Raw genomic sequence first — 16,465 nt, 5'->3', positions numbered from 1 at the left:
TTTTGGTGTATTCGAGCATAAATAAAATACCTTCGTTACCTACTATCTTCTGTACTTGGTAAACCTTGGTCAATTGCCTTTTTTAACGCTTGACGAAAAGACATATGATCTTTCTCCGTAAAGGGTTTTGGACCCTTTGTCCTTATGCCAGCTTTTCTTAACTTTCCACTATGATAACGTTGTTCTAGAAGCGTGCCGATATTCGCTTCGTCAAATTCTTTTCCAGAGTGATGGAACACTCGGAGGCCCTTCGGCAATACAAGTGAAGCTAAACCATAATCTTGCGTGATCAAAAAGTCATTCTTCTTAACCATACCGACGATTTTATAATCCGCACTATCAGCTCCGCGGTCTACGTAGACGATTTGGACATGATTAGCGTATTCTTTGGTCGTATAATGGTCCACACTGGTTACGATAATCACGTCGAGACCATAGGATTCTCCTAATTTTATGACATCTTCTTTTACTGGAGAACCATCTCCATCAATGAATAGCCTCATTCTTTTTCGCCTTCTTCCATAAATGATAAACAGTTACTAATCCGCTCAGTAAAAGACCAACATTGATCCATTTTGCCAAGATAAGCAGTTGTACACTTTCTATCGGCACTGATTCACGGTTCAGCGTGATCAATAATAGATGGATTGGCTCTCCCATTTCTTTTGCTAAAATAAACAAAAGCGTCATCAATAAAAACTGGTGGATCACACTCCCTTTATTTTGAGTAGTATACTTGACAACGATCCGGCGATCCATTGGAATAGCTGCATCAGTTTGATAATATTCCTTATTTAGCCAGCTGCCTGTTACTACGTGCCAGAAACTAAGCAGAAAGACACCTATCGCAAAACCATTTGGAATCAAGAGGACCAATAAAGAAGAACTCAGTCCAAGCAATTGCATAGCCAATGGAGACCATGATAAACGTTTCAAAATCCATGGTCCGACTATTTTTGCTGCAATCAAGCCTGCTGCATAAGGCAAATACATAAAAATCGAAAGTTTTTCTAATCCGTACAGTATGCCAACATAAAAACTGCTAAACAAAAAAAGGAAATTCCCTAGCATTCCATTTAGAAAAGTAAACAAATTTAGCCAGCTTGGCAACTTCCATTCCTTCTTCTGGTGTCCTAAAACAAACACGAACAAGATGAACAGCAGCAAGAAACCATAAATAGCAAGATCAAAAAGCCTTTCATCGAATAACAATCGGGCATTTCTCAAAAGAAACAATAAGCCAAAGAATATCAAAAATAAAACAAGCTCTCGCGTAGCTACCAGATTTCTTTTGATGTCTTTGAAATCCAGTTCGTAACGCGGATAATGACTAACCGTATGGTAGGCCATAACGTAAAAAAGTGTATAAATAGTAAAGCTTGCTGCAATCTGAGTCGGTGCAGGCAACTCAATCGCTTGATACAGGAGAAATAGCCAGATAGCTGCAAATAAGTACTTTTTCCCATCCATATTGATAAAACCTTGCGTCTTTTCGTGAAAATTGACCGTGGTATTAGCAGGTACAAGCCATGCTGCACTCAGCCCTAGCAAAACACTTGAAAAATAAAATAAAGGAAAATAAAATACGCCTAATATTCCAAGCAATGAACCCGCACCACCAATCAGCAGAGCGATCATCAGCAACGTGTAACTATCTAGACCAAATCGTAGACTGTTGACTAAAAATAGTCCAGTCATCCGAAAGGCATAAAACAGCGTAAATGGCAAAATCGTCAGCCAATTATGCGAGTCTGTTAGTCCCAAAAATAAAAGATAAGGAATAAAAATAACCGTGTTACTTAAGATAAAGGGCGTTGTTTGTGTAAAATTACGCCCAAATCGTTTGAGTTTTTCGAACATGACAATGGCTCCCTTAAACAGTCTTATAACTAATCTGCTCTTCGATTTTAGCATTAAAGGGGAAATAAACCAATTTTACAGAATATATTCTTGTAAAAAAAAAATACAGAAAGAAGCATAAGCTTCTTTCTGTATTTTTACGGTACTTGATTACTCAAGCAGACAAGCCCTTCTCCACAAAAGTCTTGTCCGACACCCCTGCATCCGGCAGGTGATAAAGATAGAAATCAATTATCCTGTGCCTCCAAAATCAATTAGGAACTCTGTAAACCAGAGTCCTTCTCGACCCGTCGCATAAATTTACTTTAACACAGTTCCTATGTTTATGCGAGAGCTTTTTTCATTTTATAATCAACCATCTGGAATCCTTGACCGATATCTGAAATAAGTTCTTCTGTAATCTCAAACCCTTCATGCTTATAAACCTCGATTGCTTGATGATTTCCCTGGTTCACTCGCAAAAAGATCTCTCTTTCCTTTGTTTGCGCAGCAAGTTCTTCATACCAGCGAAAAACCGAAGAAGTCAATCCTTGGCCACGTACTTTATTTAGCAAATATAATTTACTTAAATAAATTTTTCCATTTATCTCTTCATAAGCAGTGTAACCGACCGTCTTTTCTTCGCTTTTTAATAAAAAGTAGGACACACCTTCTGTCAGTTCTTTTTGAATCTGTTTTTTTGACTGATAAGTTTTCAGCATGTAATCCACTTGTTTTTGACCAATGATCGGCACAAAAGCTTCCGGCCATACTTCTTGTATGACTGCCATCAGCTCATCCAGTTCATTTTCTGTTACTTTTATTTTTTCCATACACCCACGTCCTTTTTTACATTATAAATGACCTTGCGCTTGATGGAATAAAAAGAGCATGATCATGCTATACACACCTACCGACCATGGTTTCAAGAAAATCACAATCTGCATAAATTCCCTAAAAGATAATTTCGTCAAACCAGCTACTAGACAGATCAAGTCGTCTGGCGCAAAGGGGAGCAGCAAGGTAACGACTAGTACTTTTTTGATATCTTTCGTTTTTCTTGTCAGCAATTCATCAAATTTCTGATACTTTTTTGGCGATAAAATAAGCTGGACAAAGGCTACGCCATAGTAACGGACAAGTAAAAATCCGATTGCTTCCCCAATCACTAGGCCAATACAACTATATAAAAGCCCAAATCCATTGCCAAACATCAGCATGCCCGCTACTGAGGAGATCCCTCCCGGCAAAATAGGAATGATCACTTGGATCACTTGCAGCAGAACAAATATCATCACTGCATACTTGCCAAATTGCTGGATAAACACTTGCAAAGACGTGCTCGATCGAAAAATCCCATGATGATAAGCATAAAGAATCAACACAAAGAAAAACAACAGACCAATAACGGGCATGATCTGAAGACATTTTTGTAAAACTGATCCTTTTTTAGACATCTATATTCCCCACATCTTTTTTCATTTATTAAAACTGCCTCCTTAGGGGGTGCGACAAAAGAGCTTCTTCAAAAAAATAAGTCGAAATCTCACACAAATTCGAGAAATAATTTTCGTAAGTTTCTTCTTATTTATTGGATCTGACCACTTCTGTTACAACCTCTCGTTAAACGGTGTTCAAAAGCTTGCATCTACGATAATAAGTCCAACCCAACGAAAAACGTGAGGAGCTGTTTTATTTGGATGCTCTTATCGCTTAATGCAAAGACAGCTTTTTTACAACCTCTACTTCACGGTGCTCAATCAGCTGACCTTCGGTATTAGCTCAAAAAACGGTAAAATATAAACAGCTATTTTCCGTTTCTTCTTTTAATACTCAGGTCAAGATGCTGTTTTCACAACCTCTTGTTATAAATAAAAAAACAGTTGGCTGGTGACTGTTCAAAAAGCAGAATCCTTGCTTTTCAAACGGTCGCAGTCCGTTCAACTGTTTCGCTGCGCACTATTTATGGTTTAAGAAACTAGCTACTTTTGTTGTAATCAAATCAATAGCAACGTGGTTTTCTCCGCCTTCTGGAACAATGATATCCGCATAGCGCTTCGTTGGTTCGATAAATTGATGATACATCGGTTTAACAACTGTCAAATATTGTTCGATCACGGAGTCCAATGTGCGTCCCCGTTCTTCCATATCCCGTTTGATACGACGAATGATACGAATGTCATCATCTGTATCTACGTATACTTTGATATCCATCAAGTCACGCAGACGTTCGTCTTCTAAAATCAGGATTCCTTCTAGAATGATCACTTCTTTTGGTTCCTGAATGATCGTTGCCTGACTTCTTGTATGCGCTACATAGTCATACACGGGTTTTTCAATGGCTTTATAGTTCAGTAAGTCGCCTACATGCTGAATCAGCAGATCATTATCAAAGGCAAATGGGTGATCGTAATTTGTGTTCAATCGTTCTTCAAAACTCAAATGGCTCTGATCCTTGTAATAAGAATCTTGTTCAAGCATCATGATGGAATGGTCCGGGAAGTTGTTGAAAATCGCACGGCTGACACTTGTCTTTCCGCTTCCGGATCCACCCGTCACACCAATGATAATTGGCTTGCTTTTTGTCATTGACTAAAACCTCTTTCGTATCCGTTTTTTCATTCTAATCTATTATAGCGAAAAAACACGAAAATGCTATATTTTTCTGAAAATTAATCCTTTTCAATTTCCAATAATGAATAAAGTTCCTCTAATGAATCGATTCGATAAGTAGGCTGGATTTCTTCGATTTCTGGTAATTTATTTCTATTGAACCAAATCGTATCGATCCCTGCCATATTTCCTCCTTTGATATCAGAAGTCAAAGAATCACCAATGATCACAGTTTGCTTTTTATCAAAATTAGGAATGTGGGAAAAGACATGATCAAAAAATTCTTTCATCGGCTTTTGCGCTCCGACAGCTTCTGAGACAAAGATATCCTTGAAGTAATCAAGCATTCCTGCATCTGTTAATCGCCGATGTTGCGTGTGCGACACACCGTTCGTCACAATATAAAGTTCAGCATGCGGATGGACCTTTTTCAGGATTTCTAGACTTCCTGGAACAAGATCATGACCTTGGTTCAAGTAGTGGCGGTAGCGTTTTTCCATTTGATCACTATCTACTGTTTTCCCAAATTGCTGGAAAAGTAACCCAAAACGACTGCCTATTATTTCTTCTCGTGATAGTCTGCCTTTTTCAAACTCCTGCCATAAATGATGATTCAAAGCCTTATAGCTGGTTTCGATTTCTGGTGTCAATGTGATTCCTTGTTCTGCAAACAAAGCACTTAAAGCATTGGCTTCAGTTAATTGAAAATCTAACAATGTATCATCTACATCGAACAATAAAGTTTTATATTTCATCTTTTTGACCTCCTATTTAAAATAAATACTTAACTTTTTCATCTCTGCTAATGTCAACGATCGATACTCGCCTACTCCTAGCTGTTCATCTAATTCCAATGGTCCCATGCTTAGCCGTTTCAATGCGGTCACTTTCTTTCCTTGGGCTAAGAACATCTTTTTGACTTGATGGAATTTTCCTTCTTGGATCGTCAATAAAACCGTACTTTGGTGCTTGTCTGCTTTGAGTATTTTTAAATCAGCCGGCTTACATTGATACCCATCAGCGAATACGATTCCATTTTCAAATGCTGTTACGTCTGCCGGTGTCACCCTTTCGTTCACAACTACTTGATAAGTCTTTGAAACCTTTTTTTCTGGAAGTAGCATTTCATATCCCAATTGTCCATTCGAAGTGATCAGCAATAGTCCTGTTGTATCTCTATCTAGTCTTCCCACTGGATATAATGGTTGGAAACGATCGGCACTTGCAATCAGATCGATTACTGTCGTCTTTTCTGGATCTGATACAGCTGTAACAGCTTTTTCAGGTTTATTGAGAAGATAATAGGACTCATTTGTTTCTAAGTGTTCACCTGCTACTTCGATTTGATGCAGTAAACTATCTACATTTCGATTTTGTCGAAATTCGACTGTGCCATCTATCATCACTTGCTTCAAAGCAAACAGCCGCTTCATTTCCTTGCGTGTCGTTTCTAATTTTTCTTCTATTAATTTATCTAAACGCATGCTGTTTCCTTTCTTATTACTACTAATTAATTATACCTTGAATATTCTTGCTTGCAAATACATCATCATAGTTATTCCTTGACTTAATTAACAGTTCACGTTACGGTTAAATAGTAAAGTGAATTGGATTTCTCATACACAGCGTAATGACCTGGTGGAGAAAAGTTGAATCCTGACTTTCTAAGGGGAGATGCGCGCATCTCTCCTTTTGCGCTTTTTTAAGCGCCCTGCCTTCGATGATGTGCACGAGATTAGCCTTTAGAATTCACTTAAATAAAATCTGTCCGTTACCAAAGCAGACAGTCACATTTTAAGGAGGAATTTTGGTTATGTCAGTATCATTAGAAGTAAGTAAAAGAGAAGTACGTCCCCGTTCATTAAGAAACAAACTTCGTCACGAAGGGAAAGTTCCAGCTGTTGTTTATGGGTATAAAGTAGAAAGTACCCCTATCTCATTCGATGGTTTGACACTAAGCAAATTGTTGCGTGAGCATGGAGCGAACACAGTCATCACGATGGACATCGATGGACAAAAAGTCAATACATTGGTTCACAAGATCCAAACGAACACTTTTACCAATCATTTCGAACATGCAGAATTTCTATCTGTAAACATGTCGGAAGAAACAGAAGTCGAAACAGAAGTCGTTCTTGTTGGCGAATCAGTGGGTGCTAAATCTGGTGGAGTGTTAGCTCAAAACTTGTATACAGTAGTCGTATCTGCTACACCAGACAAATTGCCTGAACGAATTGAAGTTGACGTGACAAACTTGGAATTAGGTGATTCTATTACAGTAGCCGATCTTCCAAAAAACGACGATTACAAATTCGTGACCGACAGTGAAGAGCAAATCGCTGCTGTAGTCGCTCAAAGTGAAGAAGAAGAAAGCACAGGTGAAGGTGGCGAACCAGAAGTAATCGGTTCAACAGAAGAATAATACTGAAACAATCAGGTGGTGTTAGAAGCGGCGGGTCAGCAGCTTTTAACACGCCTTTTTTTCTTTCTAATCGTTTATTTTCATATGAGGCTTCCACTTTTACAAATAGCTTTGCAAACGAAAAATCCTAATTTACCAAGCTTTTCCTCGCATACTTTTATCGTACCTTTATAAAAATTTATACTTTGAAAAAAAGTATTCAATTATTGTTGCATTTTTCCTGATTCTTTATTAGAATGAACCCTCGTTGAAGTAAGTATTTCTAGTTTATCCTAGGATTAATTATAAAAATAAAACATTCGTTGATTCGAAGGAGGTTAAACAGATGTTTGAAAGTTTTGATAGCAGCCGCAACCGTTACGCTTCAGTTGGTGTAGTATCAAGTTTGCCAGATGAATTGATTGACAGTATATGGTTTATTATTGACCTAGATCTTAAGGGAGTCATTCCATTAGAAAATATATTAACCTTTGATTTGATCGAAAATCGTGGAAAAGTGACGATGCATTTTTCTCAAGCAGGAAGCAATGTGGAAATGGATATTGATTTGCCGTTTGCCTATTCGAACCAATTTCCTGCTCAAGTATACGCCTATGATGACGGTACGAGAGAAACGATCCTTTTACCAAGTGAGATCAGACAATATTAAGGTGATAGATAAACGTGGATGTCCCTTATTTTACAGACCAGGCCAAGTTGTTGATTCTTTGACTCAATTCTTGGCTTCTTTTTATGGAGTTTCATAAATTATCATTGATTTCTAATTGGTATTCTCAGGATAAACGCTATATACTACTAACTAAATTTTAAAGATATAAGGAGTTTAAAAGATGCGCGATTTAACAAAAGGAAGCCCCGCTAAACTGATTTTGATGTTCACTGTTCCTTTACTGATCGGAAATGTTTTTCAGCAGTTCTACAATATGATCGATATGATCATCGTGGGTCAGACGCTAGGTAAAAATGCGCTGGCAGCGGTTGGTGCAACTGGAAGCCTGACATTTTTGATCATTGGCTTTGCCCAAGGTTTAACAGCTGGTTTAGCCATTATTACCGCACAACGTTACGGTGCAAAAGATTATCGGGGTCTGAAGAAAAGTTTTGCTGCTAGTGTTGTCATTAGTCTTGTCGTCACTGTGATTTTAACTGTCCTAAGTCTCCTGTTTATTCGTCCGATGCTTCAATTGATGCAAACTCCTCCTGAAATACTTGATCAAGCACAAACATTTATTTCAATTATTTTATTAGGGATCTTTGCATCAGTCAGTTTCAATTTGCTTTCTAATGTCATTCGCGCACTTGGTGACAGCCGCACACCACTATTCTTTCTGATCATTGCGGTCATCATCAACGTCGTACTTGATTTGATCTTTATTATCTATTTTGGCATGGGTGTGGAAGGTGCAGCTATTGCTACAGTAATCGCACAAGTTTCTTCCAGCGTACTGTGTCTAGTGTATATCAAGAAAAAAATGCCTTTGTTACAGTTACGCAAAAAAGATTTCAAATTTGAAAAAGAAGAGTTTGCTGTACACCTAAACGCTGCTTTGCCAATGGCGTTTCAATCTTCGATCATCGCTGTTGGTGCTATCGTGTTACAAGCAGCACTAAATAGTCTAGGGACAGATGTCGTAGCTGCTCAAGCCGCTGCTGGTCGTATCGACCAATTTGCAAATCAGCCGATGATGTCATTTGGTATTGCAATGGCAACTTTCACTGCACAAAACTATGGTGCGAAAGAATATGGCCGAATCTTGCAAGGGGTACGTCAAACTTTATTGATGAGTGTCGGATTTAGTCTCTTAGCAGGTGCTATCGTCATTTTCTTCGGTCATTTCTTTGTTCAATTGTTTGTTAGCCCATCAGAAACACGTGTATTTGAATTAGCACAAACCTACTTCAATATCAATGGGTCTCTTTACTGGATCTTAGCAGTCCTGTTCATTTTACGTTACACACTTCAAGGGCTTGGACAAAGCAAGATCCCTACGATCGCCGGTATGATGGAATTGCTTATGCGTTCTTTTGCAGCTATCGTTCTTACAGGAATGTGGGGATACCCAGGAGCAGCAGCAGCTTCTCCTTTAGCTTGGATCGGTTCTGTTGCCGTGTTGCTTTACTCTTATATGCGTTCGATGAAACAATTGAAACACATGGGTGAAGAGGAACATTTCACATTAGAACATGCAGAAGCAAGATAGCCTTGATTAAAAGAAATCGTTGCGGCTAAAAATGAAAACTTTTATTGAAAATATCTTCTTCGTTTACCGAAAACAGGTTTTTTAGATAACAAAAAGGCTGTGACAAAAAATGTCACAGCCTTTTTTCTTTTATTCTGTTTTTCTTTCCGTGGACTCTACTTTGAAATAATCGATATGTGCATGCTGGTATTCTAATACCGTGAAACGGAATGATGCAATCTCAATGATTGTTCCTGCTTTTATTTCTTTATATCGGCTAGAAGCAAAGCCCGCAAGTGTAGTAAAATTCGTTTCTTCAAACTCTGGAATCTCTACATGAAAATAACGCTGGAAATCATCTAATGTTAGTTTGCCGGAGATGATATAAGAGCCATCTGACTGTTCCGCTATCAATGCTTCGTCCAAATCTGTCTCATCTCGGATTTCGCCGACGATTTCTTCTAAAATATCTTCAATCGTCACTAAGCCGCTTGTCCCTCCGTATTCATCTTTTAAGATAGCAATATGCTTTCCCTTTTTTCGCATGATCGTCAATAATTTTTTTATAGGGATCGTTTCAGTTGTTACGATCGGCTCTTCAATCAACTGTTCTACTGTCAGCTGGTCATCTTTATAAGATTGCTTGATCAAATCTGGCAAGGTGACATAACCTAAAACATTGTCTTTTGATTCTAAGATAACCGGATAGCGAGTATGTCCTTGTTCAATCGAAGCTTTTATCGCTTCTTTGACGGTTTCTGAAGCTTCGAATACTTGCATGGACGTACGGTCTACTTGTATATCTTTTGCCAAGGTATCATCAAATTCAAACACGTTTTCCAAATAATGATATTCTTCTTTGGTCAACTCTCCTTTTTCATAAGAATTCAATGCGACTAATGTCAGCTCTTCTTGAGACAATGTCTCTTCTCCTTCAGATACGAGACGCACACCTAATAGCTTCCCTAGCCCTGCAGCTGAATGATTCAATACCCAAATAAAAGGAAACATTACTTTATAAAAATAATGAAGTGGTTTAACTACGAACAAGACGACCTTCTCCGTATTGACGATACTATAGCTCTTAGGAAGCAGTTCGCCAATAACCACATCAATATACGTAACTAAAATAAATCCCAGCGCCACAGAGATTGTACTGCTAATAGCCGAACTAAAAGGTAGTTTACCGATCACTGGTTCTAGTAAAGCCGCGACAGATCCTTCACCGACCCACCCGATGATCAAACCGGTTAGCGTAATTCCTAATTGACTAGCTGATAAATAGTTATCTAAATGGTGTGTAACATGAAGAGCTAGCTTGGCGTTCTTTACATTTTCCTTTTCTAGTTGTTCCAATCTTGATCGTCTGATTTTCACTAAAGCAAATTCACTTGCTACAAAAAATGAAGTAATTGCAATCATCAAAAATAAAATAATGAAATTGATAACCATATTCTCCCGCCTTTCTCTTTTTCTATTGTACCCTTTTTCTACAAAAAGATTGAAAATAATGCGTATTCATATTTAGGAATAAAAAAGGAGATGCGGCATTTTTCAGCCACATCTCCTTATCACTTCAAAATCATTGCGTTACTTGTTGCTAAACAGCTTTTTCATGACCTCTGATAAAAACGGTATTCAAAAGCTTGCATCTGCGGCATTAAGCCCAAACAGATGAAAAACATGAGAAGTTGTTTTTATCTGCTCGTTCTTACTGCTTGTTGCAGTACAGCTTTTTCATGACCTCTGATAAACGGTGTTCAAGTAGCTGACATTCGACATTAATTCAGGTCAAAGCGCTACTTTCACAACCGCTCTTTCAACCATGTTTTCCGAGTATTTCCAATGATAAGCGGAACAGTTTCATGTTTTACTTCGCTGTACTCTAGCCCAAACCATGTTTCTGGCGAGGTAGCGATTTTTTTGATTGCCAGTTTTGCCTGCATGATTTGACGTTGCCATTTTCCTAGAGTTGTCACATTGGAAACTACTTCATCAATCAGGACAAATTGGAAATCGCCAACTTCTCGCCCTGGTGTCAGAGAGTATCTTTGTGGCTGTTTTGGCAAACGGCCTTGTTTCATCAAATCATGGATGACTTGGCGAACATATACGTTGATTTCCTGTTGGACCCTGAAACCTAAGAACAGATTCACTTGGACAATAAAATCAGTGTCCATCATATCTACTTGATATTCTTTCGTATATGGCTCATCCGTCACTTCCACATGAACAAACCAATAGACTCGTGCTCTTTTAGGCCGTTTATCTAAAATCGAATAGATGAACTGTCGGCCAACTTTATCTTCAGCCATATCAGGAACCAAGAAGACCACATTTGTCTGATAGATTGGTAAAGAAGTATCATCACGTAATTCTCTAAGCTGCGGGATATAATCTCTCAAAGACACATCCTCGGTTGACGATTCGCGAATAATGTTCCCTTGTTCCCAAATAAACATCACGACTAAGATGATCAAACCAATCAGAACGGCTACAAAACCGCCTCGGAAGAATTTGACAACACTTGAGATAAAGAAAACGACTTCTATCGCACCGAAGAAAAAGGTAACTAAATATGCAAGCCAACGAGAATGCCCATTTTGGATAAGATAAAAGTAAAGCAGTGCTGTTGTCATCAACATCGTCACAGTGATCGATAGACCGTAAGCAGCTTCCATATGATGAGACGTTCGGAATGTGACAACCACTAGAGAACAGGCGATCCATAAAATCAGATTGACTGCTGGGATATACATTTGCCCGATACTGTTCCCAGGATACATGATCTTTAACCGAGGCAGCAGTTTCAACTTGATTGCTTCTGAAACTAGCGTAAACGAACCTGTAATCAATGCTTGCGAAGCAATGACTGCAGCGACTGTTGCAAAAGCAACGCCGATCACGATCCAACTTTGAGGCATCATTTGGAAGAATGGATTCAGGTTCTTGATTTGCTGTGCTTCAGGGTTTTGATAAACATTCAACAACCACGCAGCCTGCCCAAAATAATTGATAACCAAACAAATTTTGACGTAAGGCCAGCTCAGACGAATATTTCGTTTGCCGACATGTCCAAGATCGGAATAAAGCGCCTCTGCACCTGTCGTAGCCAGGAAAATATTTCCAAGAATGAACAAGCCTAATTTGTTATCTGCACTAAAAAGCAGCTGGATAGCATAATAAGGATTCAGTGCACGGATAACTGTCCAGTCTTGACTGAAGTTCATTAATCCCATTACGCCTAAAAAAGTAAACCAAGCGAACATGATTGGTCCGAATGCTTTTCCGACAATATCTGTACCAAAGCGTTGGACCATGAATAAAACAAAAATAATAACTAAAGTGATAATGACGATCACGTTCTGGTTATTACCGAACCGGTCAAAAAACTGCGGAATTCCTCGCAAGCCTTCAATCGCAGTCGTTACCGTCACAGCAGGGGTCAATACCCCATCTGCTAGTAAGGCAGCTCCTCCGATCATTGCAGGAATGATCAAATATTTCCCACCTTTTCGGACAAGTGTGTAGAGTGAGAAAATTCCACCTTCACCATGGTTATCTGCATTCAATGCAATCACGACATATTTGATTGTTGTCAGTAGAGTCAATGTCCAAAAAATCAATGAGACTGATCCGATAACAAAATCAGGATTGATTCCTGACAATCCGCCATTATCTTCAACAATCGATTTCATAACGTAAAGCGGACTTGTCCCGATGTCTCCGTAGACGACTCCCATCGCTACAAGCAGGCCAGCCATTGATATCTTTTTGGTATTGTGCGTTGTTGCCACGTTTTTCCCTCATTTCTTGTTATATGGATATCCTTTAGGTAAGCTTGAATGATAGATGATATTCTTATCCATGACACCCGCTTTCCTAAATTGCTTCTAATTATCCAAGTAACACACTGAAGTGTCAACTTATTTGAATAAAATTATTCTTTCTTTGGACGTTCTCTGATACGTCTTGCCACAAATGAATAAAGAGCAAGGCAAAAAATTGCACCCAATAATGCTGGTATCAAATAAAAACCGCCGAGTTCCGGTCCCAGTGGTCCTAGTAAAAATTCGCCGAGCCAACTACCTAAAAAACCGATAATGATATTTCCAGATACGCCTCCCGGGACTTCCTTTCCTAAAATTGCGCCAGCTATCAAACCTAATATACCGCCGATAAATAACGACCATAAAAAATTCAGCATCTCCTTTCCCTCCTTTATCCATATTTCTCACTTTTATTTTACGCTTTATTCAGAAGGACTCCAAAAATATGCGCCAAGAAACTCCAGAAAAAAAGAAGTTGTAACAAAAGTGTTCAGCTTATTTCCGTAGAAGCTGCTTCTGGAACACCGTGAATCAGAGGTTGTGAAATCAGCGGTTTGACCTGAGTATTAGAGAAACAAACGGAAAAATAGTTCCTCATATTTTGCCGTTTTTTTTGAGCTAATATCGAGGGACAGCTGATTGAACATCGTTTATTGGAGAGGTTGTAAAAAAGCTGTTCTGCATCAAGTAATAAGAACAGCCAAGTAAAAACAGCTCCTAATGTTTTTAACTTGGCTGGACTTATTACTTGATGCAAGCTTTTGAACGCCGTTTATTCGAAAAAAAAGGACTGTGACACGGCTTTTGTCACAGTCCCCTTTTTTCGAATAATTATTGTCCCCCTGTCACCTTCACGATCACAAGTACATTATTCCTATGAATTAAATTATTTTTCTTCATTTTTCGTTGAACCATCTTCGTTCAACATTGCTTTTCTTGACAGATTTACGCGTCCTTGTTTATCGATTTCAGTTACTTTCACAAGGATCTCATCACCTAGTTTAACAACATCTTCGACTTTATTGACACGATCGTTTGCTAATTGGGAAATATGGACAAGTCCATCTTTTCCTTTGAACAAGTTGACGAATGCACCGAATTTTTCGATACGGACAACTTTCCCTAGATAAACTTCACCAACTTTGACTTCTTTGGTCAAATCTTCGATGATCTTGATAGCTTTTTTGATCATTTCTGCATCAGCTGAAGCAATACTTACTTTTCCATCTTGATCGATATCGATTTTCACACCAGTTTCATCGATGATTCCGTTGATCGTATCGCCGCCTTTACCGATAACATCTTTGATTTTAGCAGGTTCGATCTGGATCATTTCGATTTTTGGTGCATATTGGCTTAATTCTTCACGTGGAGCAGCAATCGTTGAAGTCAATTCTTCTAAGATTTCCATACGTGCTTGTTTTGCTTGAGTTAATGCTTCAGTTAGGATTTGTTCTGTGATTCCTTGAATCTTGATATCCATCTGTAAAGCAGTGATACCATCTTTTGTACCGGCAACTTTAAAGTCCATATCGCCAAGATGATCTTCCAGCCCTTGGATATCAGTTAGGATCGTATAGTTTTCACCATCAGAAACAAGTCCCATCGCAATACCGGCGACTGGTGCTTTGATTGGTACACCTGCATCCATCAATGCTAATGTGCCAGCACAGATACTTGCTTGGGAAGAAGAACCATTTGATTCCAATACTTCTGCTACTAAACGGATCGTATAAGGAAATTCTTCTTCTGAAGGGATTACTTGTGCTAACGCACGTTCACCTAATGCGCCATGTCCGATTTCCCGACGCCCTGGAGAGCCTGCACGTCCTGTAGAACCAACAGAAAATTGAGGGAAATTGTAGTGGTGGATGAATCGTTTGCTGACTTCCACCCCTAAACCATCAATGATTTGGTGCTCTCCTAGAGGTGCGAGTGTACAAGCTGATAAAGCTTGTGTTTGTCCTCGTGTGAACAAACCTGATCCATGTACACGTGGCAATAAGCTGACCTCTGATGACAATGGACGGATTTCATCCAATTTACGCCCGTCAGGACGGATCTTATCGATGGTGATCAATTCACGTACGACATCTTTTTCAAGATCTTCTGTGATTTGTTTAACTTCTTTCAACAAGTGATCTTCATCTTCATGACCTGCAAATTTCTCAGCATAAGCTTCGCGGATATCGATCTTCACTTGCTCGATATTATCTTCGCGAGCAAGTTTTTCTTCAGTCATTACTGCTGCTTTCATTGTAGCGTAAGAAGCATCAAAGATTTCTTTTTTCAATACTTCATCAACTTGCAGTAAAGTCACTTCCATTTTTTCTTTCCCTACTGCTTGAACGATTTCTTCTTGGAAAGCAACTAACTCTTTGATAGCGTCAAAACCAAACAGCAATGCACCAAGCATGTCTTCTTCTGAAACTTCTTTCGCGCCGCTTTCAACCATATTGATGGCTTGTTTCGTTCCGGCAACAGTCAATTCGATATCTGTTTGTTCTGCTTGTTCTACTGTTGGATTCAAGACGTACTCGCCATTTACACGACCAACTTCTACGCCTGCAATTGGGCCGTCAAATGGGATATCTGAGATTGATAGTGCTAAAGAAGAACCTAGCATTGCTGCCATAGCTGGCGAGCAGTCTGTTTCTACACTCATCACGATGTTCGTTACTTGGACTTCATTACGGAAGCCTTCTGCAAACATCGGGCGAATTGGACGGTCGATCAAACGGGCAGTCAATGTTGCTTCCGTACTTGGACGGCCTTCTCGTTTGATGAAACCTCCAGGGATTTTCCCTGCTGCATACATTTTTTCTTCATAATTGATCGTTAATGGGAAAAAGTCTGTATCTTTTGCTTCTTTAGAGGCCACAGCTGCACTTAAGACTACTGTATCTCCATAACGGACTAAAACGGCTCCGTTTGCTTGTTTTGCTAGCTGACCGACTTCGATTTGTAAGGGACGGCCGCCCCATGTCGTTTTGAATACTTGTTTTTCTGACATAACTTCTCCTTTTCCTTCTCGTGAAAGCAAGACGCTACTAAACAAATGAAAACTGCCGAAAGCCGTCTTTTGAGCAGCTTTCATTTGGTTAGTAGGAGTCCATCTAGCTTGATCACGGAATTTTACTTAATTGATATACGAGTAAAAAAAGTGAGATTCATGTGAATCCCACTCTTTTTGACTACAATTAACGACGCAAGCCTAAACGTTTGATCAATTCGCGGTAACGTTGAACGTCAGTTTTACGTAAGTAAGCTAACAAGTTACGGCGGTGACCAACTTTTTTCATTAGGCCGCGGTATGAATGATGGTCTTTTTTATGCACGCGTGCATGTTCATTCAAGTGGTTGATTTCTTCAGTTAATACAGCGATTTGTACTTCTGGAGAACCAGTATCCCCTTCATGGCGAGCGTATTCGTTGATGATTTCATTCTTGCGTTCTTTTGAAATTGCCATTTCTTTCACCTCTTTCGATTATTCCCCTGCGACTGAGTAAAACGTTGGTGATTCGCTTAACCAAGTGGCAGGTCATGTGCCTAGAGCACACAGCTATACTTTACCTGAAAC

Annotated in this window: 15 protein-coding genes; 3 read left to right on the top strand and 12 right to left on the bottom strand. The window is 39.1% G+C overall.

What is annotated here, in order from left to right; genetic code table 11:
* Positions 1–35 precede the first annotated feature (35 nt).
* The 7 genes from IGJ87_RS00865 to IGJ87_RS00835 form a co-directional block, all read right to left on the bottom strand.
* Positions 36–503 carry a YaiI/YqxD family protein gene (locus tag IGJ87_RS00865; protein ID WP_002317072.1) on the bottom strand — a complete coding sequence of 156 codons (468 nt, stop codon included), beginning with the start codon at positions 501–503 and terminating at the stop codon, positions 36–38.
* Entirely contained in the window at positions 487–1,860 is a 1,374-nt protein-coding gene (locus IGJ87_RS00860; RefSeq protein WP_002317071.1) for a hypothetical protein, read from the bottom strand. The genes IGJ87_RS00865 and IGJ87_RS00860 overlap by 17 nt, the downstream gene beginning before the upstream one ends.
* Before the next feature lie 323 nt (positions 1,861–2,183).
* Positions 2,184–2,672: a GNAT family N-acetyltransferase gene (locus tag IGJ87_RS00855; protein WP_002296548.1), complete on the bottom strand. Its 489-nt coding sequence runs from the start codon at positions 2,670–2,672 to the stop codon at positions 2,184–2,186.
* A 21-nt stretch (positions 2,673–2,693) separates the two neighbouring features.
* The gene (locus tag IGJ87_RS00850) at positions 2,694–3,296 is read right to left on the bottom strand and encodes a TVP38/TMEM64 family protein (protein ID WP_104770839.1); all 603 of its coding nucleotides are present in this window, start codon (positions 3,294–3,296) and stop codon (positions 2,694–2,696) included.
* Between the two features lie 502 nt (positions 3,297–3,798).
* Complete coding sequence (gene udk, locus IGJ87_RS00845) at positions 3,799–4,428, bottom strand: uridine kinase (protein ID WP_002289751.1); 630 nt, start codon at positions 4,426–4,428, stop codon at positions 3,799–3,801.
* An 83-nt stretch (positions 4,429–4,511) separates the two neighbouring features.
* Positions 4,512–5,207, bottom strand: a complete 696-nt coding sequence (locus IGJ87_RS00840) for a YjjG family noncanonical pyrimidine nucleotidase (RefSeq protein ID WP_002317068.1) — start codon at positions 5,205–5,207, stop codon at positions 4,512–4,514.
* A 12-nt stretch (positions 5,208–5,219) separates the two neighbouring features.
* Positions 5,220–5,936, bottom strand: a complete 717-nt coding sequence (locus tag IGJ87_RS00835; RefSeq protein WP_002289747.1) for a 16S rRNA pseudouridine(516) synthase — start codon at positions 5,934–5,936, stop codon at positions 5,220–5,222.
* 329 nt (positions 5,937–6,265) lie between these two features.
* Between IGJ87_RS00835 and IGJ87_RS00830 the strand changes: the two genes are divergently transcribed.
* The 3 genes from IGJ87_RS00830 (at position 6,266) to IGJ87_RS00820 (ending at position 9,075) form a co-directional block, all read left to right on the top strand.
* On the top strand, positions 6,266–6,874 hold the full coding sequence (locus tag IGJ87_RS00830; protein ID WP_002299254.1) for a 50S ribosomal protein L25/general stress protein Ctc: 609 nt from the start codon (positions 6,266–6,268) through the stop codon (positions 6,872–6,874).
* Positions 6,875–7,199: 325 nt separating this feature from the next.
* On the top strand, positions 7,200–7,523 hold the full coding sequence (locus tag IGJ87_RS00825) for a DUF960 domain-containing protein (protein WP_002289744.1): 324 nt from the start codon (positions 7,200–7,202) through the stop codon (positions 7,521–7,523).
* Positions 7,524–7,704: 181 nt separating this feature from the next.
* Positions 7,705–9,075 carry an MATE family efflux transporter gene (locus IGJ87_RS00820; RefSeq protein ID WP_002289277.1) on the top strand — a complete coding sequence of 457 codons (1,371 nt, stop codon included), beginning with the start codon at positions 7,705–7,707 and terminating at the stop codon, positions 9,073–9,075.
* A 129-nt stretch (positions 9,076–9,204) separates the two neighbouring features.
* Here IGJ87_RS00820 and IGJ87_RS00815 read toward each other — a convergent pair whose 3' ends face one another.
* The 5 genes from IGJ87_RS00815 to rpsO form a co-directional block, all read right to left on the bottom strand.
* Positions 9,205–10,506, bottom strand: coding sequence for a hemolysin family protein (locus IGJ87_RS00815; protein WP_002294228.1), 1,302 nt, complete (start codon positions 10,504–10,506; stop codon positions 9,205–9,207).
* A 353-nt stretch (positions 10,507–10,859) separates the two neighbouring features.
* Positions 10,860–12,851 (bottom strand): KUP/HAK/KT family potassium transporter, encoded by a 1,992-nt coding sequence (locus IGJ87_RS00810; RefSeq protein WP_002289279.1) that lies wholly within the window; start codon positions 12,849–12,851, stop codon positions 10,860–10,862.
* A gap of 143 nt (positions 12,852–12,994) precedes the next feature.
* The gene (locus IGJ87_RS00805) at positions 12,995–13,261 is read right to left on the bottom strand and encodes a GlsB/YeaQ/YmgE family stress response membrane protein (protein WP_002289280.1); all 267 of its coding nucleotides are present in this window, start codon (positions 13,259–13,261) and stop codon (positions 12,995–12,997) included.
* A 509-nt stretch (positions 13,262–13,770) separates the two neighbouring features.
* Complete coding sequence (gene pnp / locus IGJ87_RS00800; protein ID WP_002317067.1) at positions 13,771–15,897, bottom strand: polyribonucleotide nucleotidyltransferase; 2,127 nt, start codon at positions 15,895–15,897, stop codon at positions 13,771–13,773.
* A 187-nt stretch (positions 15,898–16,084) separates the two neighbouring features.
* Positions 16,085–16,354, bottom strand: coding sequence for a 30S ribosomal protein S15 (rpsO, locus tag IGJ87_RS00795; RefSeq protein ID WP_002289282.1), 270 nt, complete (start codon positions 16,352–16,354; stop codon positions 16,085–16,087).
* Positions 16,355–16,465: the final 111 nt, after the last annotated feature.

Origin of the sequence: Enterococcus sp. DIV1411a (genome assembly GCF_050531945.1) — a bacterium.
GTDB classification, from domain to species: Bacteria; Bacillota; Bacilli; order Lactobacillales; family Enterococcaceae; genus Enterococcus_B; species Enterococcus_B faecium.
The sequence above is the reverse complement of the archived record's forward strand: the minus strand, read 5'-3'. Positions and strand labels throughout refer to the sequence as shown.